Here is a 25,711-nt window from a genome sequence, read left to right on the forward strand (position 1 = left end):
GGCTTATGAATTTTCAAAAAATATATAAAGAATGAGAAAAGAGAAGAAAAAAGCTAATTTGTTTGTTTTATTACTAGATATTATTTTTTATTAGCAATAAAACTGTTTTCTTCTTACAATTAAAGTTTAACTGAAATAAAATAAAAAGTCAATATATAATTGAAAAACTGATAAACGGTTAAATAACAATAAAATATGCTCATTTTGCAATCAAAAACAATCATCCATTTTTGATAACGATTATAACCAAATCCAATCCAAACAATTTGATAATTACTTTCACATTTAATTAAATAAAAGTTGATTATCTAAACTACTGTTATTAAACCAAAAATAGTTTCAATATAATATTTTTATCCATATAATATCTATATTTCCAAAATAGTAATTATGGTAAAAATCATCCAATTTATGAAAGTTAATTTACCCTAATTTTGATTATTTATGATTGTAAGTCGATTGATTTTGATTTTTTTATCGCTTTTTATCATTTTTTTCATTAATAATTGACTTTTCTCCACTTTGTATATATTATATAATCAAGTACATAAATTATACCGATTTTAAAAAAGAAAATAGTAATTATTTACATAATTTATGTTTTGGGCGCATTTCATTTCCAATCTAAAAAATGATTATTTCATTCTAAAGGAGGGTTGTAACTAATAAAAAAAGAGAAATTGGAAATTGAAATAAATTAAAATTTGCAGGCTTTTTTGAAAAGGAGGTCAAAAATGAACCGAAAGTTACGCAAAATAATTAGCGCAGCAACCGCTGCTGCAATTTTAGCATCATCCTTGGCAACTGGAGGCTTAACAGTTAGCGCAGCTGCGCCATCTGAACCCATCCAAACGTTCCAGGAAGTTTGGGGAATGGAAGATGTTACAGGGGAACAGCTTCGGGCTTCTATTGGTGATGCTTATGGGATGATCCGGGATAACATTTTTACATTGGATATTGCAGAAGGAAAAGGTGTAGATGGCAGCAATGCTATTGCATGGACCAATACTGCTTCTTCCCCAAATTATAGCGATATCGACCTACGTTACCATGAATTAGAAAATAGGCAGACAGATTGGTCCGGTGCAGAAGAAGTTTGGTTCCATGTGGACTTTAGGGAATATGGAACTATGGAACCACAAATCCGCTTTGCTTTCCAAGAAACTGTTTATCAGGAAGATGGAACATCCCTGAATGTTCAACATGCTCTTTCTATGAAATCAGGGGCATTATACTATTATAATGATGGGTTAAACTGGATTCCAGGAGAAGTGGATGGTAGCCAAAGGATGACTTTCCCAGTAGGGTTTAATGGTTGGGTTCGTATTCCACTGGATATGTCTACTTTTTCCGCATATTGGAATGGCTATGATGATATGTATTTAAAAGATGTAAATCAGTTAAATATGCACATTGTGGGCAACGATACTACATTAAATAAAACAGCATACTTAGATAGTTTTGGCATTGTTGGCCAAGGCTTTTCAGACAAACTGCCCTCACAAGGAAATTACTCCTATAAAGAAATGTGGGGAGTAGAAGGAATCACCGATTTGCCAGGAATGTTGGGCGACTTCTATGGCATGTTAAACAAATATTATGATTTAAGTGTTTCCGAAGACAAAGGATTCAATGGAAGTTCTGCCTTGGCGTGGAAAATCAATCAATCTACAGCCGGTTTGCCAAATTCCGATGTGGATATCCGCTTATGGAGCGAAGCTTGTACAATAAAAGATACCAATGGTACTGGCGCGGAAGAACTTTGGTTCTATGCGGATGCTACCGAATTTGGAGACCAACCAACAGAGATTCGGTTCGCTTTCCAAGAAGATACTACAGATGGATTCCAACATGCACTCCAACTGGTAAATGGGACAACTTACCAAACAAATGATGGTAAAGCATGGACAACCAAAAAAGTAGAAAATAACTTGATTACTTTGGATGCAGGGTTTAAAGGTTGGGTTCGTATTCCACTAAGCAATGCTACCTTTACTCAATATTGGTCATCTGGTGGAAATGTAACCACAGTTTGTTATACTTCTATTAACCAATTTAACATGCATGTCAATTCCAATGACAGCAACATTGGCAAGACTCTCTATTTAGATGGATTTGGATTTGTAGGAAATGTGAATGGCGTGGATTTACCAGTAGAACCTGTTGATCCAACAATAGGAGCTCCTATATTTAACCAAAACATTTTAAACAATCCAAATTTAACTTGTTATAAAAATGGTTCTGCTCCAATTACCGATGCTAGTGCGACCAGTGAAACCAGCAGCAGGTTGACCTACCGCACATTTGGTGCTGCTCATGGCCAGGCATATATCAATCAGGATTCTGGTATGTTGTTGTATATTCCCAATCAAGGCTTCTCTGGAACTGATACCTTTACTGTTCGGGTAACGGATGAACAACTTCGTATGGCAACAATTCAAATCAATGTAACCGTATCCGAGGAAACTGATCCAAATGCTGGTGAAACGATTGATCCACCATCTCCAGAATATCCAGAAACACCTGACGCTCCAACTATGCCAAAACCGGACACAGAACGAGCAGTTAGCTTGTTAAAGGATTTTGGATTGGAAGGATATGTTGGAGAAAATATTCAGGGTAATATTGACCAATGGCAAGTAAATGCTTTAAAAGATAACCCTAATATTATCGAACAGATTGAATCCGTAACCGCAGGAGATGGAAAAATTGCATTAAGCAGTATTTTATCCGATGCTAGTGGAGCATTAGGTCAAGGTATTTACAAATTGGATATTAACGAGTACAAAGGCTATGATGGAACACAGGCTGTCCAATGGACTAGCCTAAAAAATACACCTCTTACCGCTGATACAGATGTACGATTTGTTGGCGATAGTACTGCTACAATCGATTGGACTGGTGCAAAAGAGGTCTGGTTCTATCTTGATAATACCGAAATGACCTCTGGTAATCTGGAATTCCGATTTGCTTTTGAGGAACAAAATATTACCGGAAAAAAAGGAAGAGAATCCTGGCAGATGAAAGACGGTTCCAAAGCATATTTATGCGGTGATGGTGTAAACTGGACAGAATCTACTGTATCCAATCGTGCATTTTTGATTCCTGCTCAATTCAAAGGTTGGATCAAAATCGCCCTGACGCCAGAAGTATTTGAAGTGTATTGGGATGAATTAGGAGAAGAACAACATACAATTGACTTAAAAGACGTTCACCAATTCCAATTGAGAATCCATCCAAATGAGGATACTGTGGACAAGAGCTTTTATTTAGACAATTTTGCAATTGTTGGTAATGTAAATGGAACTGAAGCAGCTCCTGTTGCAATTTCATCCGAAGATAGTTTCAAAACTGTTTGGAACATGGATTCCTTGAAACAATCTTCCCAATATACTGGGGCATTGGTTGCTTGGTATGATGAGTTTCCAGGAAAATTATTGACTGGTATTTCCTATAGCTATTTGTTAAATCCAGATCCAGACCTATTGGTTGCTGGAAATGAATTGGCGGACGCTATGACAAACGCACAAGGAAAAGATGGTTATTTAGGAATCTATGCAGGAAATTCCGTTATGGGCGGACAAGGAAGCAACTGGGATGTTTGGGGACATTACCATTCCATCTATGGCCTATATAACTGGTATAAAATTACAGGAAACCAAACTTACTTGAATACAGCAATAAAAGCTGCTGATTATGTTTATAAGTATTTTGTAGAAGGCGGACGTACTTTTGATTCTGCTGGAAGCCAGACAATGAACTTAGGTATTAGCCATGGTTTTGCTGTTTTATACCAAGAAACTGGTGATGTACGTTACCTCAACGCAGCTCGTCAGATTGTAGTAGAAGACTGGCCAAGATCCGGTGACTGGCTAAATAACGCATTAAATGGAAACGATTATTATCAGTCTCCACTGCCAAGATGGGAAGCATTGCACACCATTATTACATTGGGAACTTTATATGAAGTAGACCATAATGACAACTACTACAATGCATTGCAGGATATCTGGTACAGTATTCAAAAAACAGATGTGCATAATACAGGAGGTTTCACCAGTGGTGAACAAGCTTGTGGAGATCCATACAATACTGGTGCAATTGAAACTTGCTGTACTGTCGCTTGGATGGCTCTTAGCACAGAATATTTACAATTATCTCATGATTCCTTCGCAGCGGACCAAATGGAAATCTCCTATTTCAATGGAATGTTAGGCTCCTTGTTAAATAACGACAAACAAGTTACCTACAATACTCCAATGAATGGCAGTAAAGGCTCATCTCAAGAACAAATCGCATTTCAATACAACAGTGGTTCCCCAGATTTTAACTGCTGCCAAGCAAACGCAGCACGTGGTTTAGGAGAATTATCACAATGGGGCGTTTTAACAAATAATACGGATTTATATTTAAATTATTATGGTCCATCCCATGCTCACTCCTATACTCCAGCAGGAAATCCAATTACAATTCACCAAGAAACTAATTATCCAAAAGATGGAGCAATTAAAATCACATTGGATCTGGAACAAAATGAAACATTTAACTTTAATTTGAGAATCCCTGTTTGGGCAATGCAAGGAAACACATTAAAAATTAATGGTGAATCTGTTAGCGGTTTGGTTCCTGGAGAATACTATACCATGAACCGTGAATGGAAAAATGGAGATACCTTAGAATTAAATCTAGACATCGCAGTACATTATTGGGTAGGCGAAAAGAATTTTGCGGGTAAAACTTCTGTTTACTATGGACCAATTTTACTTGCATATGACACTAACTATAACTTCCTGCCTGCTAGTGGCGCTACATTGCAAACCAGTGACTTAGAAAATATGAAAGTTGTAGATGGAAGCGAAGAAGGATGTTGGTTGTTTGCAGAAACAAAAACTATCAATGGTATTCCAGTTAAATTAGTAGACTTTGCTAGTTGTGGTCAGGATAAATCCAACTATGAAACTTGGCTCAATATCAATCATACTATGGATTACATCCCATATGTTCAAGGTGGAAATCCAATTTGGAACAATACACCAAACATGCCAAGTTATACTGTAACAGCAATCGAAAACAATTATGCGACTGTTACAATCGAAGATTCAGAAGTATTATTTGGTGGCTCTACTACATTTACAGTTTCCGTTAAAGATGGTAAAGAACTGCAAGACATTTTAGTGAATGGTAAATCAATTGGTGCTGTGACAGAGTATACTTTAACCAATATTAAACAAGATACTACCATTACAGTTGTTCTCAAAGGAGATAAATCTATCTTAGATGCAGTAATTAAATATGCAGAAGAACAGAAAGCATCTGATGACTTTAACAATGTTATCGCAGATGTACAGGAATCCTTTAATGCAGCATTGGATGCAGCAAAAGAAATTGCGGCTGATCCAGCAGCAACTCAGGATGCAATAGATGCAGCATGGAAAGCATTGATGACAGAAATCCATAAATTAGGCTTTGTCAAAGGAGATATTACTTCCTTAGAAGCTCTGGTATCCTTGGCAGAAGGCTATGACATGAATGACTATGTAGAAGCAGGTCAGGCAGAATTCTTAGAAGCGTTGAAAGCAGCACAAGATTTATTAGCGGATAAAGACAATGCAATGCAAGCAGAAATCGAAACAGTAGAAACCAATCTGTTAAATGCGATGCTGAACCTGAGATACAAAGCGGATAAATCCATCCTGGAAAAAGTAATTGCGGAAGCCAACGGCAAAGATGCAAACGCATATACAGCGGAAAGCTACGCAGTACTGGAAGCAGCAGTAGCAGAAGCAAACGCAGTGATGGCGAACGAAGATGCAACTCAGGAAGAAGTAGACGCAGCAGTAGAAAGAGTACAAGAAGCAATGAAAGGTCTGGTAGCAGTAGAAAAACCATCTACCGAAACACCAGATGACAATAAAGCAGACGGTACACAAACAGGGCAAGAATCTACCACAACAAAAGCAAACGCAGCCAAAACAGGTGATGTTGCTCCAATCGCAGGAGTAATAGCACTGGTATTGGCAGGCGTAGCAGTAGTAACCCTGAAAAAGAAAAAATAATTAATTTGACATCTCCTTCATAAATAAAAAATATTTAAGCCACTAATCTATTCAGATTAGTGGCTTGTTTTTGGAGCTTTATCAAAAAGAAACCCCGGATTAGCCGGTGAGAATAAAAATCTTTAGATAAAAGAATATCTATTTTTATTAAAATAGCTGTAGAGTTATCGGCTGCATTACAAAGTAAAAGAAGGAATTACCATGAACAATATAAAAAATTAAGCAGATTCAAAATGGCGATTTTAGTATCATATCGCATTATTTATAGTAATCTAGTGCATGTATTTAAATTATATTTCATATGACTTTGCACTATAGCATTCGTGTCAAAATATCATAGATAGAAAGTATATAGAATATAGGATCTGACAAAGGTTATGCAAGTCCATAGGAGTACAAAGATATCTAGAACAATCTCCATATACCAGTAAAGTATTTTACCCTATTTATTCATAGAATATATCATAGGAAAAAAATCTAATATTTTAGAAAAACACACCAATTTGAAATACAAATATTGAAATCGTTGCTTCTGGTGTAGAAGATATTATATACAAACAGTTGAACAGAATAAAAAGTCAATTGCACAGTACATCATCATACTAATAAGAAATACACCCATATGGTATCTTTTTAGAGTTTGTATAGATCATCAATTCAATTAGTAGTTTTAATTAATTATTACAGTTATGAAAAAATAAATACTAAAATAATTATAGTTATCATTAAATAGTTTATAAGAAGTTTTTTCTATAATTATAGAAAATATCTATTTACTGAAAAGAAATTTTAAGACTAAATTTCATATTGCCTAATAATTCCCAAAATAATCAAAATTTATCTATCAATAGGAATCCACTACCGAAACACAATAAGGGGAATTACAAATATAAAATATTACAACTAGATTGAAGTATTTCAATCTATAAAAAATAATATATAACAAAAAAACAGATAGGTAAATATTTCTTTACCTATCTGTTTCTGTTATTGGCTCCCCATCCTTACCCGCAGGCGAACCACTACCTGCTAAAATGGATTGTATATCATCGTAACTAACTAATTCTGGCGGGAAATCTGGCATAAGGTAGACAATCACACAATGGGCATCGTAGACAAACACACGGTATATAAACGTATCAATTAATGCCTGGTCGTTCTTAGATTTTTTGACAATGTTGTTTATAATTTGTTGGATATCTTCCGCGGACAAGTCCGGCGCTTTAGCAGATTCTATTTCCAGCGTTTCTTCCAACTGGACTTTTTTACTTTCCAGTTCTTCCAGCCTGTCTTTTGTGGCGGCTGTAAATATCCCCTGCTCTATTGCTGCCAAAATATTATTGATACCCTTATTGGTATCCTCAAGAGCTTTTGCCGCTGCTTTGGCAGCGGTATTATTATCTCTAAGGTCTTGCAGCTGCCTAGCTACTTCGGCGGCTATTTTGTGTGCTGTCTTATCGTTGCCAAACAATGACCGTGTATGATTGATAACGGTCTGTTCTAATACATCTTTTTGTACTGTTTCAGCGGTGCAGCCTGTCCCCTTTTTGCGGCCGCTGCATTTGTAGTATCGGTATAGTGTGCCATTGCGCCCTACGCCACTTTCCCCGTTCATGGCCTCGTGGCACTCACCGCAATAGGCTTTGCCCGTCAACATGTACACGTCTTTTCTTCTTGATGTCCCTGATTTAGCCATTTCAAGCCTCCTTTGCGCTGTCTCCCATGTTTTTACTTCTATAATAGCGGGCATACCACCCTCTATTATAATATCATCATATATATAAGTACCCTTATATCTAGGATTACGGATCATATTGGATATTGTATTTTTGTTAAATTGCTTACCTAACCTGGTTTTGTATCCATGGTCAGTAAGCCAGTTAATAATATCTTGTACCTTATCCCCTGCCGCATAGCGGGTATATATTTCCCGCACTGCTGCCGCTTCCAGGTCGTTAATATGATACTTTTTATCTTTCCCATTATAATACCCGAACGGCGGGTTCCCGGTTACCTGACATTTGTAGGCGCTTTCTTTCATCCCCCTACGGGTTTTGATCGCCAACTCCTCGGAATAATATTGATTAAATACCACCAACATTCCTTCTGCCAGTTTTCCTTCTGCTCCGGTAGGGATATGCTCGGAAGCGGATACTACCTGTTTCCCGTAGTCTTGCAGGTGCTTTTTGTAGCGGCTATCATCGTACATGCTGCGAGCGAATCGGTCAAACTTATATACAAGTACAATGTCCCAACTTGCCCGTTCAGCGTCCACAATCATCCGCTGGAACTCTGGCCGCCTATCTGTGCGCCCTGATAAGGCTCTATCAATATAAGTGCCTACCACAGTTATACCGTGTGACTGGGCGTAATTATTGCATACCCTCAATTGCCCTTCTATGCTCTGCTCTGTTTGATTGTTGCTGCTATAGCGGGCGTATATTACTGCTTTCATCTTAATCCTTTCTGCTTGCATATTACACCAATGTGTGGTATAATAAAAGTGTACTAACAAATAATTGTGTAAATAATAAAAAATAGTCCTCGGTGTGCCAACACTGGGGGTTATTTTTTATACCATTTTGTTAATATCAACAAAATGGTATAGCAGGCGGGGCGGCACTCCCGCATCTCCTAACAATGGGCGACGGCTGCCCGTTCCGTCCTCTGCTATACAAAAACCTTTGGTCTCAACTTCTCCCGTATGGTGGAAGGTTTACTGCCAAGGGTTTACGTTTATATAAATATTATATCTCCTTGGCGTATAAAAATCAATTGCTATCGTTTTGCCGGCACCAACAAAACGTTATATATTATAATTAACTCCATATACTAATTACTACTATATGGAGGGATTAATAATTATGATAAATATAGCTGTCTGCGATGACGAACGTATTTTTTCGGAACTGATTGCCGAGAAAATACGAGATGAATTGCAAAAATATGATTATATGTTTCAGATTGATTATTACACTAGCGGGATCGAGTTGTTAACACAGCATGAATCCGCTTTGTATGACATTGTATTTTTGGACATTGACATGCCCAAAATCAATGGATACGAAACTTTGCTGCAATTACGGAAGTTAAAGCCGGATATTTTAGCGGTATTCATTACCCATCACAGAGGGTTAATTTATCCATCATACAAATATCACCCATTTATGTTGCTTACCAAGCTAGATTTCACCAGCAAAATTCACGGCGTAGTAAAAGAAGTTTTGGGAGAATTAAAAAATATCCGAGAATTAGATACGTACTACACTATTACTAGATATGGGCACGAACAATCCATATTAAAAAGGCGTATCATATACGCAGAAGCTGTACACCATGGGGCTAAATTGCATACGTTAGATGGCGTATTCAAAATAAGGAAAAGCTTACAAGAGTTATACAGCGAGTTAGATTGTGGATACCTCGTTTTTTGCCATAGATCTTGTATTGTTAACGTTAAACACGTCCACGAAATCCATCAAAATACAGTTTTATTGGATAACGGCGTTAAATTACCATTATCGCAACGACATGTGACAGAGATTATAAAAAAATATAAGTAAAAAGAATAAATTTATTATATTTTAATTCATAAACAAGCACTTTTTTGAATTTTGTTTACTGTTTATTCACACTTTTAACCCGTTCAAGCCCTATGATCCGGCAATTTAAGCCCATTTGCGTTCACGATGTAAAATTCATGCTACAATATACTTGTAGCTACAAAATATAACAAAATAATACAAAAATCGCTAGCGCTAGGGTTAAAAGGAGCGTACATAAACATGAAACAAAACAATAAAACCAAGGGACAACTGCGCCTGGAATCCGAAATTATTAAGCAAATTGAAACTATCATCAATCGCAATTGTGATGATGAGCAATTTCTCAAAGAATTACTTACAACAGTAAAGCAATTTGAAAAAGCGTTTCACAAATACAAAAAATAACTGTTTTATATCGCCCGAGTTTTTACTCGGGCTTTTTTTGTTGCTTTCCTTTTACGATTTTTTCAGCGATATCTTCTACCAATTTATCAACGATATCCTTTTTATCGTCTGGCAAATCCCAATATACCATTAAGATTTGTTTAATTACTTCATGTTTGCCGGAGAATTTTAATTCTTGACAAACCAAATCAAACTGGGCGTTTTCTGTTAATTGGATGCGCATTTCTCCTTCCCCAGTTCTAAGCCAGTTTTCGTCAATATTAAATTCGCGGCAAATATCCGCTATGGTACGGTCGCTAGGGAGTTTTTTTCCTGAGCATAATTCAGAAACATATGGCTGAGATAAATTTAACCTTTTTGCAAATTCAGTTTTTTTGATTCCTAACGTTTTAATAATTTCCAAAATTCTTTCGTTCATTATGTCACCTCTTTTGTCTTTATTATACTTTGCGATAAGCAGAAAGTCAATAAAAAAATTCGCTAAGCGATAAAAAATAGCTTGACATTTAATCTAAGCTATGTTATATTATAGCTAAGCGAATGACAAGGAGGTGAAAACAATGTTACCAACAAAAACAATCCCACTGCCAATGGACCTTATCACAGAAATCGAAAAAATCAAAAAGAATGAAAAGGATTGGGGTGGCGGAGTAGTAGCTTTGGAACAAGCTGTTGGACGATATATCTTAGATTGCGAAAAGTCCACTAAAAGCAAGTGCTTTGCTGAAAGAGTAATGGGAATAGTAAAAAACTCCGGTGCGACAATTGCTGATATTAAACAAGCATTTAAGGATGTCGAACAACAACTAGATAAAAAATATGACAATGCTTCAGCGGAAGAATTTGTGTGGGAATCCCGACAGCGATAAAAATATCCCTGGCACTATGGGACAGTACCAGGGACGAAGCTTATTTGTCTGGGTTCTCATATCGCAATAAGTTAGCAATATGAGTAGTGTCCATTCTAGACAAGCATCCATACGCTTTTGCATATTCTTCTAACAGAAATTCTAATTTTTGAGAATAATTTAATTTGTCATGGATTCCTTTTTCCAAATCTTTTTCAAAATTACGGAAAACATACTCAGCAGCAATATCGCGATAAGCAGATTCTAAATCAAATTCTTTTCCATCATCAAATGTAATTTTCATAAAATCACCCCCCTTCTACCAACATTTTACTACAAATTGAAAGGGGGTTCAACAGGAGGTGAAAATATGAGTAAAAATGCGAAGCGAAAAACAAACATCGAACTGTTTGTTGACCCCAAAAAATTAGAACGAACAGAAAAGCTGGTAAAAAGCCTTATAAAGATTGAAGATGAAGGAGAAAAAGATGCCCTTAACTACATCAAAGGTTTCGAGGATTGTTTGGCAATGATAACAACCAAACCAGCGTAGAAAGAGGTGGAAACAATGGAAACAAAAAAAGAAATACCAAGAGCCCCATATCATTATAGTGAGGGACCGGCGTTTAAACTATTTTGCCGCCACTTAGCGGAACAAATCGTAGAAGCCTGGCAGAGCGGGCAGCTCTACCGGGGAGACGATGGAAAAGTACATTGGAGGGAGACCAATGAAGATTAATAAAAAATTTTTCTTGGAAAAATTAAAAGAAGAGGAATTGACACAAGCCGGATTGTCAGAAATCACTGGTATCTCGCCGATAACGTTTACACGGCTAATCAAGCATGGTGGCAACTGCCGTAAGTCCACGGCGGAACTAATCGCGGAAGTGCTAGATGTTGAATTATCAGAATTGATTGAAAAAGAAGGAGAACAACAATATGAAGATCAATAACAAGCTGCTCATAAGCCTAATGGCGGCGCACGAAATGACAATGGCGGAATTATCAAGGGAAAGCGGCGTATCAACCAAGACGATACAACTTGCCGTTACCAACGTCCAGCAAAGTGTGTCAAAAGACACCATTATAAAAATAGCCAGAGCACTCAATGTAGACCCGATCCGGCTGGAAGGAGGGAAACAATGAAACACGAACACTACATAATCAACGACGAAGAAATAGCGCTCCTTGACAAATATGAGGGGGTGATGACACAAAGAAACGACCCTTACAGATACGATACTTTTTCGGCGGAAACCCTCGCGGAATTTTGCCAGATGAAAGACCGAGATAACGATCTATTTTTCAGGCGGGCACAAGCGGCATGTGAGGTTATAGAGAGGTTATAGATATGATAGCTAGTGAAATTGGCATTGACCCCAATAATACAAGCTATTGGATTTATGCGCCAGATGAAAACGGCACATCCCCAATACTGGGCAAAATAGAAGAATGGTTTAGCCGTAGTGGGGAAAAAGCGAAGCTAAAACGCAGATTGCAAGAGCTGGAACAAGAAAATGCGATCCTACGATCGCTAATACAGAAATAGGATAGGAGGAGCCATGAAACAAATCATCATAAAAACCGGACAAGTCGCCTTAATCGTCCTCGGTGTACTATTGATCCAAGGAGCATTAGGTGCAAGCGATAACTTTAGTATATCTTTCGCCGAATGCCTAATACGTTGTGGTATCGGCATGGCAATGATAGTAGCTGTTATCTGGATACCACGGATAGCACAAGCAATCCGGTTGCATAAAAAATCAAAAGAAGAGGTCGACAACCATGCAGCATAAAAAAAGCTCCTGCAACGGCTGGCACCGTATGCAAGAGCAATTAACAAAATACAACACTATTATTGTAACTTAGTATAAGGAAAATGTCAACAGGAGAATAAAATGAAAATATATACGCAAGAAGAATTTGACGCTTTACCACGTAATGAATATGGGGTTAAATTCTGCCCCACAGGGGATTACAGTCAAATAAAATATTTTGGTGAGTGGTGCAGCTTTGGTAAGTGTTGCAGCTTTGGTGAGTGTTGCAGCTTTGGTGAGTGGTGCAGCTTTGGTAAGTGGTGCAGCTTTGGTAAGTGTTGCAGCTTTGGTGAGTGTTGCAGCTTTGGTGAGTGTTGCAGCCTAGAGGGCTTAACCGGTTGCACATACTTTGCCTGTGACCGCATAGGCAGCGAGCTGCGAAAAACATATTTTATCCGGTCAAATGAGGGGTTATATGTACGTGCTGGCTGCTTTTTTGGTACAGCACAGGAATTTGAGGAGCGTGTTAAAACCGTGCATAAAGGGACGAAATACGAACGAGAATATCTTGCTGCAATTGCGTTGGCAAGAATCGTATTGTATAGCGAGTAAGGAGGATGTCAAGTGACCTTATATGAAATAAAAGAAACTTATGCACAATTATTAGAGTGCATAGAAAATGACGAAATCCCAGAGGAAGCAATCCAAGATACATTGGAAGCTGTAGAGGGAGAATTTACGGAAAAGGTAGACAACATAGCTTGCCTTATCAAAAATTTAAAGGCAGAATCCGAAGCCATCAAGCAAGAATATAAAAACCTGATGGCGAGAAATCGTGCCAAAGAAAATAGAATTGAAGCCCTTACAAATTACTTGTCAGAGGCTTTACAATCAACAGGGAAAACGAAACTGGAAACAGCAAGAAACAAGTTGAGTTTTCGAAAGTCAACCGCCGTAAAAATCACCAATGAAACAGAGTTTGCAAAAAAATATCCTGAATTTGCTACATATGAAGTAAAGGTATCTAAAAAGGATGTTGGGGCAGTTCTTAAAGATGGCAAAGCACTAGACGGTGCAGAATTAATTCAAAATGTGAAATTGCAGGTGAAATAATATGAATAACTTAGATATTTACAACGCCCTTTGTGATCCGCCAGAAGGGGCATTGAAAGAAATAAAAGGTGGGAAGCTTAACGGGAAAACAGACATCAACCCAATGTGGCGAATCAAAGCCTTAACCGAATTATTTGGTCCGTGCGGCATCGGTTGGAAATATATAATCACAAAACAATGGACGTTGCCAGGGGCAAACGGAGAAGTGGCTGCATTTTGTAATATTGATCTATATTACAAAATAAACGGGAAATGGAGCGAGGGAATCCCAGGGACTGGAGGAAGCGGATTCGTCAACACTGAAAAAGGAAAACTTGTTACAAATGATGAATGCTTTAAAATGGCGTTAACAGACTCCATTAGTGTAGCAGCTAAGGCGTTAGGAGCAGCAGCTAAAATATATTGGAATAAAGACAACACCAAATACACCACGTCGCCGTCTCAACCTCCTGTTGTGGATGAACGGGAATATTATTGCGGGCGATGCAACGGAAAAGTAACAGGAGAGCGCATAAAAGGTAGGAACTATACAGCGGCGCAAATATATGATAAAACAAATGGCATTTGTTTTAAATGCTACCAAGAAATCAACCGTAAAGTAGCAAACAGGGCAGCAAATCCATGACAGAAATTATCCGCTTTATGCGGCATCTAGAAAGCGAGGGCAGAATGAGTATAACAGGTGAAACACGCAGGGCAAGTTACAAACAACTAAAGCCTGAAAAACGCTGGGGGAAAATATTGATTGCTCTAAAAGGCAATCAAATGACCGCCAGAGAAATTGCAACAAAGCTAGGGTATACTGACATGAACTATGTAAGACCTAGAATCAGCGAATTGCAAAAATATAACGTTATACGGGCATGCGGGTCAACTGTTGACCCGATAACTCATAAAACGGTTGCAGTATTTGAAGTAGTGGAAGGAGCAATTAAAGATGTTAAATAATGTTGTATTGATGGGGCGGTTAACCGTTGATCCAGAATTGAAACAAACACAAAGCGGTGTGTCTGTATTATCTTTCACCCTTGCGGTAGATAGGGACTATACACAGCAGGGTCAAGAGAAACAAGTTGATTTTATTAATATTGTTGCATGGAGACTCACAGCAGAATTTATCAGCAAATATTTTACTAAAGGGCAGATGATGGCTTTAAAAGGGGCTATTCAGACCCGCAGTTATGAAGACAAGCAAGGAAACAAGCGCACTGCTTTTGAAGTTGTTGCGGACAAGGTATATTTTTGCAGCAGCAAGACTGAGGGGAGCAACAACGGCAAAAGCCTTAAATCTGATAATGTTTCAGTTGGATTCGATGATTTTGACGGCTTCGAGGAAATAGGCAGCAATGACGATGATTCACCATTCTAGGCGGTGATATTTTATGCCAAATAGAATTTTGAAAGAAAGCATCTGCACAAGCGACACAATAGATCAATTAAAATGGGACGAAGAGGTATTTTTTTATAGGCTGATTGTTAATTGCGATGATTATGGCAGGTTTGATGGGCGACCGGCAATTATAAGGAGCAGGTTATACCCACTCAAAATTAATATTACCCTTGCAACCATCGAAAAATATCTTGATAAGTTGTCGACTGTAGGGCTAGTAGTCCGCTATATAAGCAATGGAAAACCGACCCTACAGCTAACAACTTGGGATAAACATCAACAAGTTAGAGCCAAAAAAAGCAAATACCCTGCCCCAGAAGATGGCGAAATTATGCAGAGCGATAATGTTTGCAATCAATTGATATCAAATGATTGCAAATGTCCCCGTAATCCAATCCAATCCGAATCCAATCCGAATCCTAATCCGAATACGGAAGATAATGCGCACACGTGCGCAAACTCTCCCTCTGTTAGGCATAAATACGGCGAATATAAAAATGTTTTGCTGTCTGATGAGGATATGCAAAAACTAAAAAACGAATTTCCAGACGACTATCAGCAACGAATTGAACGTTTAAGCGCCTATATAGCCAGCAAAGGGGCTAAATACAAAAACCATTTAGCCACAATACGGAATTGGGCAAAGAGAGAGGAACAGGCAAAGAAAGACACTGGAACATTTGGCGGCACACCGCCGTCCTATGACCTGGAAGAACTTGCGAAACGAGGTATGTATGTGCCAGAAATATAAATACATAATCCCAGAAATCCCGCCTAGTAACAACAAATTCATCGGGCGCAATGCCCGGTGGCAATACCAGGTGGAGAAGAAACGTTGGGCGGATTTGATTGCTTTACTTTGCAAGCCAAGGCCACAAGGGCCAATTCCCTACGCCAAAGTAACATTGACGTATTATTTTGGCGATAGGCGGCGGCATGACCCGGACAATTATGCGGGTAAAATGATTTTGGATGGATTGGTTAAGAGTAGTATTATCCAAGATGATTCATTCAGCTGCATTCAGCTACAGCTGAATGGGCACTATGACAAAAATTATCCAAGAACGGAAATCACAGTAGAAGTTGAGAATAATTGAGGTGTTATTATGAATTTTACAAAAGCGTTAAGACAGATGAAAAAAGGTATTCCAATGAAACTCCCATCGTGGGGTGGATATTGGTGTTGGGACAATGATACCAATACAATTATCGTGTATACGAAGGACCATCAAAGAATAGATATCAGAGAAACAGAAAACGTAGAGTCTACGCTACATAACGTGCTTTCTGATGAATGGATCTCGGCGGATGGAGAAAATTGCTCAATTCTAGGTGGCGTTCCTGCGTTTGGTTTTGGCGATGCAATCAAGTATATAAAACGAGGATTTAAGGTAAAACGCTTAGGCTGGAACGGCAAAAACCAACATATCGAACTAGCAAAGAACATTAGCTATATTTCTCCGGACGGAGTGGTCACAAATTGCAATCATCGGGCGATTGGGAATTATGCTATCGCTTTTGTTGGAACATCTGGTATACAGATGGGATGGCTTGCATCACAAGCAGATATGTTAGCGGATGATTGGGTGTTTTATAAAGAGGAAGAAAATGCTGAATGAATACATAATATCCCCATTATGGGCTGTTGTCACTCTGGTATTGTGCGGCACGATCTTTGGCAGCTGTACCGTTGCCCTAATCTGCACGATTTATCACGGACTAAAAGAAAGGCGAAAGAATCAAAAGGAGCAAATCGATGACGACAGCAGATAAAAAACAATGCCTACTACAGCTTAGAACATTGGAGGAACAAATCAAAAAAGCAGACGAGGAACGGATTGAAGCTATTGCTGCATTAAACAGCACTGCTATCAATTATTCCGGCTTGCCTAGCGGGAATGGTAAACACAATAAAATTGAATTAGGGATAGAGAGAGTACAGGCAGCGCAGGAGGAAGTCAATCGACTGATAGACCAGAAAGAAGCAATAAAAAAAGAACTGTTGGAACGGATTAAACAATGCCCAACACGGGAGTGCAGAATCTTACTGAGATGCAAATACATAAAGTTTATGACATGGGCGGCGATTGCGAAAAAATTAGGCGTAAGCAAAGAACATACCAGAAAATATCTCCACTTAAAAGCATTAAAAGAATTTAAATAAAAAACACAAAATATGGTATTTACTATTGACTTAACCACCCATATATAGTATAATTGCTATTGTGGAAAGTTGAATGAAACAAAAAGATTCTCCAAAAAGTTAGTTATTACCCGCCAGTCCCAATGCGGCGGGTAATATGGGCTTTTAACTCAATTGGTTAGAGTATCCGGCTCATAACCGGAAGGCTCCGGGTTCAATCCCTGGAAAGCCCACCATTGTCCTCACTGACTTTCTCCTTTATTCTACCGCCCGTTTGGGCGGCATATGCAGCGGAAACCGCATGAAGTCAACGCTGTAACAGGTATCTTTTTCTCATTTTTTATTTTCCTTTTTAGCCCGTTGATTATAGCGGGCTAATATGGGACAATTGGATGCAGAAAACATATTTTTACGGGGTATATGTTATTCCTGCAGCGGGTTCGATTCCCACTTGTCCTACCAGCCTAAGAGGCATCCAACAAATACCCATACTACATACCAAAAAGCAGAGGATTACTCATCCCCTGCTTTTTTATGTAATCAAAGGGATAAAACATATGGCTAGAGAGTTCGCAAAATCATTCTACAAATCAGCTGCCTGGCGGAAATGCCGGACGGCATACATCAAACAAAGGATTATGATTGATGGTGGCATGTGCGAAACATGTGGCACAAAGCCCGGAAAGATTGTACACCATAAAGTATGGATTACACCGGACAACATCAACAACCCAGATGTAACACTCAACCTCGACAATCTCAAATACGATTGCCAGGAGTGCCACAACAAAGAAACAGAAAACGAAACAAAACCAAGATACATATTTGACGAAAGCGGGCAGCCTATACTCCCCCCTGAAAAATAACGTGGGGCTGTCCGGCAAGGACCGGGAGCAGACAACATCTTTGTTGCGCGTGAAAAATTCCACGAGGGGGGGTGAAAGAAGGTGCGACATTGGAAAAGATAGACAAAGAAAAGCTGCTAAAGAAAGAAATTAAATCCTTTAAAGATATTTTTAAGCAGAAAAACAAAAACGAAGAACCAGGAATATCAAAAGAACAGCTAACCCTTATAAATAAGCTCTGTGAGCGGGCTGGCTTTATGTCAGCTACCTTGCAGGAACTGGAACAAATCATCAACGAGGAAGGCGCGGTTGAACTATTTGAACAAGGCTCCCAAAAAATTACCCGTGAACATCCAGCTGCCAAAACCTACAATATCATGATTAAAAACTATAACGCAACAGTCAAATTATTATCAAATTTCGCTCCAAACGAGGACGTAAAAGACGAATTATTGGGGTTTATTGAGCAAAAATGACCTGGTTAGAGGAATACGGGACGGCAGTGCTGGATGGCAAAATAGTAGCCTGTGAAAAAATTAAACGCATCTACGAAAAACTGTTGAATGATTTGTATCATCCAGGTGAATACCATTTTGATGAGGAAATCGCGAACAGGCATATCCGATTTATCGAAACATTTTGTAAACAAGCGCAAGGTAAAATAGGCACACCGTTACAACTGGAATTGTTCCAAAAAGCACGGTTTCAGGCGGCGTTTGGTTTTGTGGATGATAATGATAACCGAAAATATAACGAAGTTCTAACAATTGAAGGCCGTAAAAACGGGAAAACAACAGAGTGTTCCGCTATTAATATTGATATGTGTGCCAACGACCACGAAGGATCGCCGGAGTGCTATAATATCGCAACAGCAAAAGACCAGGCAAACAAAGGATTTGAAGAAACTCATAAAATGATACGCCAATCCCCTCTTTTGCGGAAGCATTTCCGCAAACGTCAAGGGGATTTGTATTTTGCTCACAACATGGGGATTATCAAAGCGCTTGCCAGCAACACAAACAGTTTGGATGGGTTGAATAGCCATTGCGTCATCATAGACGAATTGGCGGCAATCAAAAACCGTGACTTATACGACTTGATGAAGCAGAGCATGAGCAGTAGAAGCCAACCTCTGCTTTTTTGCATTACTACAAACGGGTTTGTGCGGGATGGAATTTTTGATGCACAATATGAATACGCACAAGGTGTAATTGATGGGACCATCAAAGATGAACGCTTCCTTCCATTTGTTTACGAACTTGACCACCGGGACGAATGGGACAAAGAAGAGTGCTGGATCAAAGCGAACCCAGGCTTGGGGACAATAAAAAAATTAAGCTTTTTACGTGAATGTGTAGCAAAAGCTAAGGTTGACCCATCATTTAAGCCAACCGTCATGGTTAAAGATTTCAATCTCAAGGAAAACGCCGCTGCCGCCTGGTTGTCTTATGACCAACTAAACAATGAACAAACATTTGACTATAAATTCCGGTATTGCATCGGTGGAATGGACGCCGCTGACAGCGTGGACCTGAATGCGGCGAAAGCGATCTGCATGCGCCCAGGGGATGAAAACTTATACATCAAACAAATGTACTGGATACCGGAAGAAGTGTTGAGGGCGAAAGAAGCATCACGACGGGAACGTGATGACGCGCCATATAAACTATGGGTGGAACAAGGATATATGCGGACGTGCCCCGGCCACAAAGTGGATAAGCGGGTGTTTTTGGATTGGTTTATTGAATTGCGGGATGTGGAGGACGTATATCCGTTATATATCGGATATGATCCATGGCATATTGACGACAGCCTGTTAAGGCAATTTAAGGATGAATTTGGCGAGCGGGCGATGATACCTGTCCGCCAAGGGGCACCCACCCTGGCACAGCCCATGACGGACCTAAAAGGTGATTTTAAGGCACATCGGGTTATATACAACAACAATCCAGTGGACAAAATGTGCTTGTTGAATACATACACTACACCGCCCGATAGAAACGGTAACGTATTACCGGATAAAACTGACCGCAAACGCAGAATAGACGGCACAGCAGCCCTATTGGATGCCTATGTTGTCTTACAAAATAAAAAAGATGAATATCTAACAATGATTTAGGAGGTACTATGGGATTATTATCAAGGTTAAAAAACAGATCGCCAACCCGTGAAAGCGTAAGGGTTGAGCTGATGCAGGACCAGGGAAACGGATTCTATTCATGGGATGGCAGGATATATTATTCGGATATCATCCGTTCCTGCATCCGCCCGAAAGTAAAGGCAATAGGAAAGCTGACAGCAAAACATATCCGCACATCTGAAACAGAGGAAGGCAAAAAAATTGAGGTCAATCCCCTACTGCACATTAAATTCCTGTTGGAAGAACCAAATCCGTTAATGACAATGCAACTATTCCAGGAAAAGATGGAAACGCAGCTTTGCTTGAACAACAACGCATTTGCATTAATCTACCGGGATGAAAACGGCCAGCCAATACAGCTCTACCCTATTATCGCCAGTTCTGTGGAAGCCGTTTATAAGGATAACGACCTGTATCTTAAGTTTTACTTATCCAATGGAAAAATATTTGTCTTCCCATATAGCGATATTATCCACTTAAAGGCGGATTACAACGAAAACGATATTTTTGGTACGCCATATATCGATTCCATCAAACCATTGATGGAAATTGTAAATACTACAGACCAAGGGATTGTTAAGGCAGTAAAAAATTCTGGCATTATCCGCTGGTTATTAAAAATTATGAACTCAGCAAGGCCGGAAGATATCAAAAATACCGCCAAGAACTTTGCGGATAGCTTTTTGAATACGCAAGGTGATTCATTAGGAGTAGCTGCGGTGGACGCAAAAGTAGAAGCTCAACAGATTACTCCTACTGACTATGTGCCAAACGCCGCGCAGATGGACAGGACAACCGCCCGTTTGCAATCGTTTTTTAATACCAATAACAATATCGTGCAATCAAAATATACCGAAGATGAATGGGTGTCATATTTTGAAGCCGAAATCGAACCAGATGCCAGGCGATGGGCGGAAGAAATGACGCGGAAGCTATTCACCCGCCGTGAACGTGGATTTGGAAACAAAATCTACTACGAAGCGGGGTCACTCCAATATGCAAGCATGAGCACTAAACTCCAATTACAAGCTATGGTGGATAGAGGTGCCATGACCCCGAACGAATGGCGTGAAGCGTTTAACCTTGCCCCAGTACCTGGCGGAGATGTCCCTGTAAGGCGCTTAGACACACAGCCGGTAGAAGGAGGTGAAACCGTTGAAAATTAACATCAAAGGTCCGATTGTTTCGACCAATGATAAATTTATTTACGATTTTTTTGGACTGGAAGCCGTTTGCCCGTTAGATGTGGGAAAAGCACTAAAACAAGCCGATGGGATGCCAGTTGATATCGAAATCAATTCCAGTGGCGGAAGCATATTTGCTGGAAATGATATTTATACCGCCCTAAGATCGTATCAAGGGGAAGTGAATATCAACATTGTATGGGCTGGCAGTGCAGCCAGTATTATCGCTATGGCGGGGAAAAGTAAAATCTCCCCTGTCGGCCAGATTATGATACATAATGTATCCGTTGCCGGGATTTCCGGTGATTATCACCAGATGGATAAGGCAAGCGAGATGCTGCAAAGTGCAAACAAATCACTGGCTGCAGCGTATACCCATAAAACAGGCAAATCAGAAAGCGAAATATTACAGATGATGGACAAAGAAACCTGGCTGACTGCCGAACAGGCGGTTGCGCTGGGTTTTGTTGATTCTGTGATGTTTCAAGACTTGGCCGCTGCCATTCCTGGGAGTGATATGCTCCCAAGGGAAGTAATCGAAAAAACCAGAAAAATGATTAATAATAAAAAGCAGTCCGATCTGCTGCGTGCGGAATTGGAACTGCTAAAATTAGGAGGTAGTTATGACTAAACAAGAGTATCAAACGAAAAGAATAGCCTTGATCAACGAAGCACAACAGTTTGTTGATGCTGGGAAGCTAGAAGAATTTAAGGCAAAAAAACAAGAAATCGAATCCCTAGACAACCAGTTTGACGCAGAAGCGAAAGCAACTGCGGAACTGGAAGCCCTGAATAAGCAGCCTGTTATTGATTTGCAAAACCTTAGCACGCCAGTTACTGGAGAAGTAACAGACCAATTAAATTTTGAGGTCAAAAACAAGGAAACCGGCGCGACTAATAGCAGCGAAGAATACCTGAAAGCATGGGCAAAATCCATGCAAGGGTATAAACTGACTGATAAAGAACAGGAAACAATCCGGCTGGTAAACGCATATACTCACACCACTGATAATACTGGGATTGTCATCCCAGAAACTGTGGCAAAAGGAATTTTCAGGATTGCGGCCGAAATGTACCCACTGTATGGGGATATCGTGGCAACAAATGTGAAAGGCAATGTTACCTACATTGTGGAAAACACATCCAGCGACAGCGCGTGGTACACCGAATCCACCCCAACAGAAGACGGGAAAGAAACTTTGCGGGAAGTAAACCTGAGCGGGTGCGAATTGGCTAGACAGGTAAAAATCTCCTGGAAATTGCGTGCTATGTCCACCTCTGATTTTATTCCATATATCACACAAAAAATGGGCGAGAAAATGGGTGCTGGGCTCGCTTATGGCGTAGCACACGGAAAAGGATCAGGCGAAGCAAAACCGGAACCGACTGGAATTGTTACAGCGTTAGAAAAAGAAGGAAGCACACCGCATATTACTACCTATACAGCTGGCGCGCTTACTTATCAAAACATTGTAACAGCGCGGTCTAAAGTCAAAGGAAAATACACCCCTGGGCTTACAACCTACGCGAACAGTACAACCATCTGGACGGAAATTGCCAACATACTGGATAAAAACGGCCGCCCTATCTTTATGGCTGACGCTATCACCAATGGCGGTGTAGGCAGAATGTTAGGAATTACAGTGAAAGAAGATGATAGCTTAAACGATGGAGAAATCTTATTTGGAAATACACGAGGATATGGATTTAACATCAACGAACAGACCAGCATCCGCCAATTCGAGGACCCAGACAACCGGTTAACCAAATTTGTAGGTTATGCGATTGCAGACGGTAATGTATTGGATACTAACGCATTTAGCCTGTTAAAAAAAGCGTAGCGGACAGTAGCTTGTCCGCTCTTTCGTTTGGGTCATTGACATTAGACCCAACATTTAGTAGCGCTACATTAAGCTACACCACAACAACTACAAACGCATCAAATACCATTGCAGCGACACCAGCGGACGAATCTGCTAGCGTTGCTATTATGGTAGGCGAAACACCTGTAGAAAGTGGTAATGCAGCGACATGGCAACCAGGAGAAAATACCGTAAAAATTACGGTTACAAACGGAGAATCATCCACAGAATACACAGTAACAGTCACAAAATCAGAATAGGGGGCATGTAAATGGACCCTATTATAACAGAATTGGTGCGTGATTGGGTACGGATTAAAATAACCGATTTGGATGATACAGAAATAAGGCCAATGATTGAATCCTGCATCAACGATTTAAGGCTATCCGGTATCAAAAAATTGAGCACCAAAGACCCTCTTATCCGCCAGTGTATCAAGTTATACGCAAGGGCAGAATTTAATTTTGATGGTATTGGCGATAAATACCGCGAAATGTACAAAGAATTAAAAAATGCCCTCGGAATCTCTATGGAATACACCACGGAGGCTGACAATGTATAAGGATGTTATATGGCTATGCCGGGAAGTCAAAACTGGGGCTGATGCAGACGGGTATCCCATTACAAAAATGCGAAAAATAAAGGTTTTTGCAAACCAAAAATCAGCTGGCACAGCGGAATTTTATGCTGCTTTGCAAAATGGGATTAGGATGTCTGCTGTATTTGAAGTATTTTGTATGGACTATGACGGGCAGGAAACCGTAGAGCATGGCGGGAAAACATATAAAGTACAGCGGACTTACTCCAAAGGGGAAGATAGGCTGGAACTACACTGTTCGGAGGTGGTTTGATGGCATCTATTAAAGTGTACCCGGGCGATGATATCATCAAGCAGTTGCAGCAAATGGCGGATATTGATAATATCGCACCCAAATGTATTAGTGCAGCTGCCCCAGTGGTTAAAAAAGCCCTCAAAAAAAACCTTAAATCCCACAGAAAAACAGGAGATATGGAAAAATCAATCACGAACACAAAACCGAAGAAAAACAAACAGGGTTGGTACGCAAAAGTATATTTTAGCGGTGAGGATCGAAAAGGCGTATCAAACAGCTTGAAAGCCAATATCATCGAAAACGGAAAAAAAGGACAAGCTGCACATCCATTTGTGACAAAAACGAAAAATGATTGCCAATCTGACGTATCTCAAGCGATGCAGGATAAATTTAACGAGGTGACAGGATTGTGAACATCCAGCCAATTATGCACGAACTATTTGACCCTTTAGGCGTGCCTGTTGTACCAGACATCTATACCGGTAAGGATTGTGACCACATTGTATATAACTATGCGGACGAACGCCCAGTAATATATAGAGATGACACAGACACCGAAGATGAGACAACGGTACAGGTACACTATTTTACGAAAAATAACCCAGAAAAAATGAAACGAACCATCCGCCGCTTATTGCGGCAGGGTGGTTTTTGTATTATTAGCACACAACAATATTACGAAAATGACAGTGATTATAACCACGTAATCGTGGAGGCGTATATCACCGGATTTGTAAATGACGAATTGGAGGTATAAATATGGCAAAAAAAGGACTAAAGCACTTTGTTTATGGAGTTTATGACCCGGAAACAGCAACATACAAAGACGGCCGCGTATTAGGTGCTATTTCATGTAATATCACGCTTAACACATCCGACGCTACTTTGTATGTAGACGACCGGTTAAAGGAATCAGACGCACGTGTAACGGGCGGCACAGTGGAAGCGAATACAGATGACATCCCAGACCAGGATAACGCTATCTTATTCGGCCACAAAATCGACGAATCTACAGGCGATTTAATCGCAAACGAAGCTGACGAATCCCCTGTTGTAGGCTGGGGATTTTATGGGGCTACTAGCCGAAATAATATTACTGCTTACCGCGCAATTTTTCTGAATCAAGTAAAATTTGGGGAACCATCCGATGAAAACCAAACCAAAGGCGAAAGCGTTGAGTTCCAGACTCCTACTATTAGTGGCCAGATGATGATGGATGACCTGGGTAACTGGAAGCAGGAACACACGTTTGAAACCGAAGCGGAAGCGATCGCTTGGCTCGACGAAAAAGCAGCTGTAGCGGAAAGTCTTAAAATCCTAAAAGTTGTATGTACACAAGGTACAACAACAGGAACGACCGCCGTTACTGTAACACCTGAAAAAGAAGGGAGCAATACATACAAATACAAACTTGGCACATCGGTAACAATGCCAAGATACCAGCAAAGCTGCGCCGCATATACCACATGGGATGGAGAAAGTGACATCAAAGCCACCACAGGGCAAAAAATCGTGGTGGTAGAGGTGGATGAAAGTACGAAAGCATTAAAAGCAGGTATTGCGGATGTTGTGATTAAAACAGAATAGGTG

General features: G+C 39.7%; 36 protein-coding genes and 1 tRNA gene. 34 read left to right on the forward strand and 3 right to left on the reverse strand.

The genetic code is table 11. From position 1 onward, the window contains the following. Positions 1-734: 734 nt before the first annotated feature. Positions 735-6,056, forward strand: coding sequence for a beta-L-arabinofuranosidase domain-containing protein (locus tag BQ2683_RS12520; RefSeq protein ID WP_069989380.1), 5,322 nt, complete (start codon positions 735-737; stop codon positions 6,054-6,056). Positions 6,057-7,026: 970 nt separating this feature from the next. Here BQ2683_RS12520 and BQ2683_RS12525 read toward each other — a convergent pair. After that, entirely contained in the window at positions 7,027-8,511 is a 1,485-nt protein-coding gene (locus BQ2683_RS12525) for a recombinase family protein (RefSeq protein ID WP_069989381.1), read from the reverse strand. 409 nt (positions 8,512-8,920) lie between these two features. Between BQ2683_RS12525 and BQ2683_RS12530 the strand changes: the two genes are divergently transcribed. After that, positions 8,921-9,619, forward strand: a complete 699-nt coding sequence (locus tag BQ2683_RS12530; protein ID WP_069989383.1) for a LytR/AlgR family response regulator transcription factor — start codon at positions 8,921-8,923, stop codon at positions 9,617-9,619. A 222-nt stretch (positions 9,620-9,841) separates the two neighbouring features. Next, the gene (locus BQ2683_RS13475) at positions 9,842-10,006 is read left to right on the forward strand and encodes a hypothetical protein (RefSeq protein ID WP_159427385.1); all 165 of its coding nucleotides are present in this window, start codon (positions 9,842-9,844) and stop codon (positions 10,004-10,006) included. A 22-nt stretch (positions 10,007-10,028) separates the two neighbouring features. On the opposite strand, the gene BQ2683_RS12535 is transcribed toward BQ2683_RS13475, so the two are convergent. Continuing rightward, positions 10,029-10,424 (reverse strand): helix-turn-helix domain-containing protein, encoded by a 396-nt coding sequence (locus BQ2683_RS12535; protein ID WP_069989384.1) that lies wholly within the window; start codon positions 10,422-10,424, stop codon positions 10,029-10,031. 142 nt (positions 10,425-10,566) lie between these two features. On the opposite strand from BQ2683_RS12535, the gene BQ2683_RS12540 reads away from it, so the two are divergent. After that, a complete protein-coding gene (locus tag BQ2683_RS12540) occupies positions 10,567-10,875 on the forward strand; it encodes a hypothetical protein (RefSeq protein ID WP_069989386.1) in 309 nt (102 codons plus the stop codon). Between the two features lie 40 nt (positions 10,876-10,915). Here BQ2683_RS12540 and BQ2683_RS12545 read toward each other — a convergent pair whose 3' ends face one another. Further along, positions 10,916-11,158, reverse strand: coding sequence for a hypothetical protein (locus tag BQ2683_RS12545; RefSeq protein WP_069989388.1), 243 nt, complete (start codon positions 11,156-11,158; stop codon positions 10,916-10,918). 66 nt (positions 11,159-11,224) lie between these two features. On the opposite strand from BQ2683_RS12545, the gene BQ2683_RS12550 reads away from it, so the two are divergent. From BQ2683_RS12550 to BQ2683_RS12680, 30 genes are all read left to right on the forward strand, one after another. After that, entirely contained in the window at positions 11,225-11,407 is a 183-nt protein-coding gene (locus tag BQ2683_RS12550; RefSeq protein ID WP_069989390.1) for a hypothetical protein, read from the forward strand. Between the two features lie 15 nt (positions 11,408-11,422). Beyond that, the gene (locus BQ2683_RS13480) at positions 11,423-11,593 is read left to right on the forward strand and encodes a hypothetical protein (RefSeq protein WP_159427386.1); all 171 of its coding nucleotides are present in this window, start codon (positions 11,423-11,425) and stop codon (positions 11,591-11,593) included. Further along, positions 11,583-11,807 carry a helix-turn-helix domain-containing protein gene (locus BQ2683_RS12555; RefSeq protein ID WP_069989391.1) on the forward strand — a complete coding sequence of 75 codons (225 nt, stop codon included), beginning with the start codon at positions 11,583-11,585 and terminating at the stop codon, positions 11,805-11,807. Before BQ2683_RS13480 ends, BQ2683_RS12555 begins: the two co-directional genes overlap by 11 nt. After that, complete coding sequence (locus BQ2683_RS12560) at positions 11,794-12,000, forward strand: helix-turn-helix domain-containing protein (protein WP_069989393.1); 207 nt, start codon at positions 11,794-11,796, stop codon at positions 11,998-12,000. The genes BQ2683_RS12555 and BQ2683_RS12560 overlap by 14 nt, the downstream gene beginning before the upstream one ends. Next, positions 11,997-12,203 (forward strand): hypothetical protein, encoded by a 207-nt coding sequence (locus tag BQ2683_RS12565; RefSeq protein ID WP_069989395.1) that lies wholly within the window; start codon positions 11,997-11,999, stop codon positions 12,201-12,203. The genes BQ2683_RS12560 and BQ2683_RS12565 overlap by 4 nt, the downstream gene beginning before the upstream one ends. A 2-nt stretch (positions 12,204-12,205) precedes the next feature. After that, positions 12,206-12,403: a coiled-coil domain-containing protein gene (locus BQ2683_RS12570; protein WP_069989397.1), complete on the forward strand. Its 198-nt coding sequence runs from the start codon at positions 12,206-12,208 to the stop codon at positions 12,401-12,403. 13 nt (positions 12,404-12,416) lie between these two features. Beyond that, complete coding sequence (locus tag BQ2683_RS12575) at positions 12,417-12,650, forward strand: hypothetical protein (protein ID WP_069989399.1); 234 nt, start codon at positions 12,417-12,419, stop codon at positions 12,648-12,650. Between the two features lie 102 nt (positions 12,651-12,752). Next, positions 12,753-13,223 carry a hypothetical protein gene (locus tag BQ2683_RS13305; protein ID WP_141720222.1) on the forward strand — a complete coding sequence of 157 codons (471 nt, stop codon included), beginning with the start codon at positions 12,753-12,755 and terminating at the stop codon, positions 13,221-13,223. Between the two features lie 12 nt (positions 13,224-13,235). Continuing rightward, positions 13,236-13,724, forward strand: coding sequence for a siphovirus Gp157 family protein (locus BQ2683_RS12580; protein WP_069989400.1), 489 nt, complete (start codon positions 13,236-13,238; stop codon positions 13,722-13,724). 1 nt (position 13,725) lies between these two features. Further along, entirely contained in the window at positions 13,726-14,349 is a 624-nt protein-coding gene (locus tag BQ2683_RS12585; protein ID WP_069989401.1) for a hypothetical protein, read from the forward strand. Beyond that, on the forward strand, positions 14,346-14,672 hold the full coding sequence (locus tag BQ2683_RS12590) for a hypothetical protein (RefSeq protein ID WP_069989403.1): 327 nt from the start codon (positions 14,346-14,348) through the stop codon (positions 14,670-14,672). Before BQ2683_RS12585 ends, BQ2683_RS12590 begins: the two co-directional genes overlap by 4 nt. Then, the gene (locus tag BQ2683_RS12595; RefSeq protein ID WP_069989405.1) at positions 14,662-15,093 is read left to right on the forward strand and encodes a single-stranded DNA-binding protein; all 432 of its coding nucleotides are present in this window, start codon (positions 14,662-14,664) and stop codon (positions 15,091-15,093) included. Before BQ2683_RS12590 ends, BQ2683_RS12595 begins: the two co-directional genes overlap by 11 nt. A gap of 13 nt (positions 15,094-15,106) precedes the next feature. Then, the gene (locus BQ2683_RS13565) at positions 15,107-15,865 is read left to right on the forward strand and encodes a hypothetical protein (protein ID WP_069989407.1); all 759 of its coding nucleotides are present in this window, start codon (positions 15,107-15,109) and stop codon (positions 15,863-15,865) included. Beyond that, a complete protein-coding gene (locus tag BQ2683_RS12605) occupies positions 15,849-16,211 on the forward strand; it encodes a RusA family crossover junction endodeoxyribonuclease (RefSeq protein ID WP_069989409.1) in 363 nt (120 codons plus the stop codon). The genes BQ2683_RS13565 and BQ2683_RS12605 overlap by 17 nt, the downstream gene beginning before the upstream one ends. A 9-nt stretch (positions 16,212-16,220) precedes the next feature. Further along, positions 16,221-16,733: a DUF2829 domain-containing protein gene (locus BQ2683_RS12610; protein WP_069987180.1), complete on the forward strand. Its 513-nt coding sequence runs from the start codon at positions 16,221-16,223 to the stop codon at positions 16,731-16,733. After that, positions 16,723-16,887: a hypothetical protein gene (locus BQ2683_RS13485; protein WP_159427341.1), complete on the forward strand. Its 165-nt coding sequence runs from the start codon at positions 16,723-16,725 to the stop codon at positions 16,885-16,887. The genes BQ2683_RS12610 and BQ2683_RS13485 overlap by 11 nt, the downstream gene beginning before the upstream one ends. Further along, on the forward strand, positions 16,871-17,278 hold the full coding sequence (locus tag BQ2683_RS12615) for an RNA polymerase sigma factor (protein WP_069989411.1): 408 nt from the start codon (positions 16,871-16,873) through the stop codon (positions 17,276-17,278). Before BQ2683_RS13485 ends, BQ2683_RS12615 begins: the two co-directional genes overlap by 17 nt. 138 nt (positions 17,279-17,416) lie before the next feature. Beyond that, positions 17,417-17,493 (forward strand) — tRNA-Ile (locus tag BQ2683_RS12620). A gap of 321 nt (positions 17,494-17,814) precedes the next feature. Continuing rightward, on the forward strand, positions 17,815-18,123 hold the full coding sequence (locus BQ2683_RS12625; protein WP_069989558.1) for a hypothetical protein: 309 nt from the start codon (positions 17,815-17,817) through the stop codon (positions 18,121-18,123). Positions 18,124-18,212: 89 nt separating this feature from the next. After that, entirely contained in the window at positions 18,213-18,578 is a 366-nt protein-coding gene (locus BQ2683_RS12630; RefSeq protein ID WP_141720223.1) for a hypothetical protein, read from the forward strand. Beyond that, positions 18,575-20,221 carry a terminase large subunit gene (locus tag BQ2683_RS12635; protein WP_069989414.1) on the forward strand — a complete coding sequence of 549 codons (1,647 nt, stop codon included), beginning with the start codon at positions 18,575-18,577 and terminating at the stop codon, positions 20,219-20,221. Before BQ2683_RS12630 ends, BQ2683_RS12635 begins: the two co-directional genes overlap by 4 nt. An 8-nt stretch (positions 20,222-20,229) precedes the next feature. Further along, positions 20,230-21,408 carry a phage portal protein gene (locus tag BQ2683_RS12640; RefSeq protein ID WP_069989415.1) on the forward strand — a complete coding sequence of 393 codons (1,179 nt, stop codon included), beginning with the start codon at positions 20,230-20,232 and terminating at the stop codon, positions 21,406-21,408. Further along, a complete protein-coding gene (locus BQ2683_RS12645; RefSeq protein WP_069989416.1) occupies positions 21,398-22,057 on the forward strand; it encodes a head maturation protease, ClpP-related in 660 nt (219 codons plus the stop codon). The genes BQ2683_RS12640 and BQ2683_RS12645 overlap by 11 nt, the downstream gene beginning before the upstream one ends. Continuing rightward, complete coding sequence (locus BQ2683_RS12650; protein WP_069989417.1) at positions 22,050-23,267, forward strand: phage major capsid protein; 1,218 nt, start codon at positions 22,050-22,052, stop codon at positions 23,265-23,267. Before BQ2683_RS12645 ends, BQ2683_RS12650 begins: the two co-directional genes overlap by 8 nt. An 11-nt stretch (positions 23,268-23,278) precedes the next feature. Beyond that, positions 23,279-23,548 carry a cadherin-like beta sandwich domain-containing protein gene (locus BQ2683_RS12655; RefSeq protein WP_069989418.1) on the forward strand — a complete coding sequence of 90 codons (270 nt, stop codon included), beginning with the start codon at positions 23,279-23,281 and terminating at the stop codon, positions 23,546-23,548. 11 nt (positions 23,549-23,559) lie between these two features. Further along, a complete protein-coding gene (locus BQ2683_RS12660) occupies positions 23,560-23,850 on the forward strand; it encodes a phage head-tail connector protein (protein WP_069989420.1) in 291 nt (96 codons plus the stop codon). Continuing rightward, positions 23,843-24,139 carry a phage head closure protein gene (locus tag BQ2683_RS12665; protein ID WP_069989422.1) on the forward strand — a complete coding sequence of 99 codons (297 nt, stop codon included), beginning with the start codon at positions 23,843-23,845 and terminating at the stop codon, positions 24,137-24,139. Before BQ2683_RS12660 ends, BQ2683_RS12665 begins: the two co-directional genes overlap by 8 nt. Continuing rightward, complete coding sequence (locus BQ2683_RS12670) at positions 24,139-24,534, forward strand: HK97 gp10 family phage protein (protein WP_069989427.1); 396 nt, start codon at positions 24,139-24,141, stop codon at positions 24,532-24,534. Before BQ2683_RS12665 ends, BQ2683_RS12670 begins: the two co-directional genes overlap by 1 nt. Beyond that, positions 24,531-24,878, forward strand: a complete 348-nt coding sequence (locus BQ2683_RS12675) for a hypothetical protein (protein ID WP_069989429.1) — start codon at positions 24,531-24,533, stop codon at positions 24,876-24,878. Before BQ2683_RS12670 ends, BQ2683_RS12675 begins: the two co-directional genes overlap by 4 nt. A gap of 2 nt (positions 24,879-24,880) precedes the next feature. Then, entirely contained in the window at positions 24,881-25,708 is an 828-nt protein-coding gene (locus BQ2683_RS12680) for a major tail protein (protein WP_069989431.1), read from the forward strand. The last annotated feature ends 3 nt before the right edge of the window (positions 25,709-25,711 follow it).

It is taken from the genome of Massilioclostridium coli, assembly GCF_900095865.1.
In the GTDB taxonomy this organism is placed as follows: domain Bacteria; phylum Bacillota; class Clostridia; order Oscillospirales; family Ruminococcaceae; genus Massilioclostridium; species Massilioclostridium facile.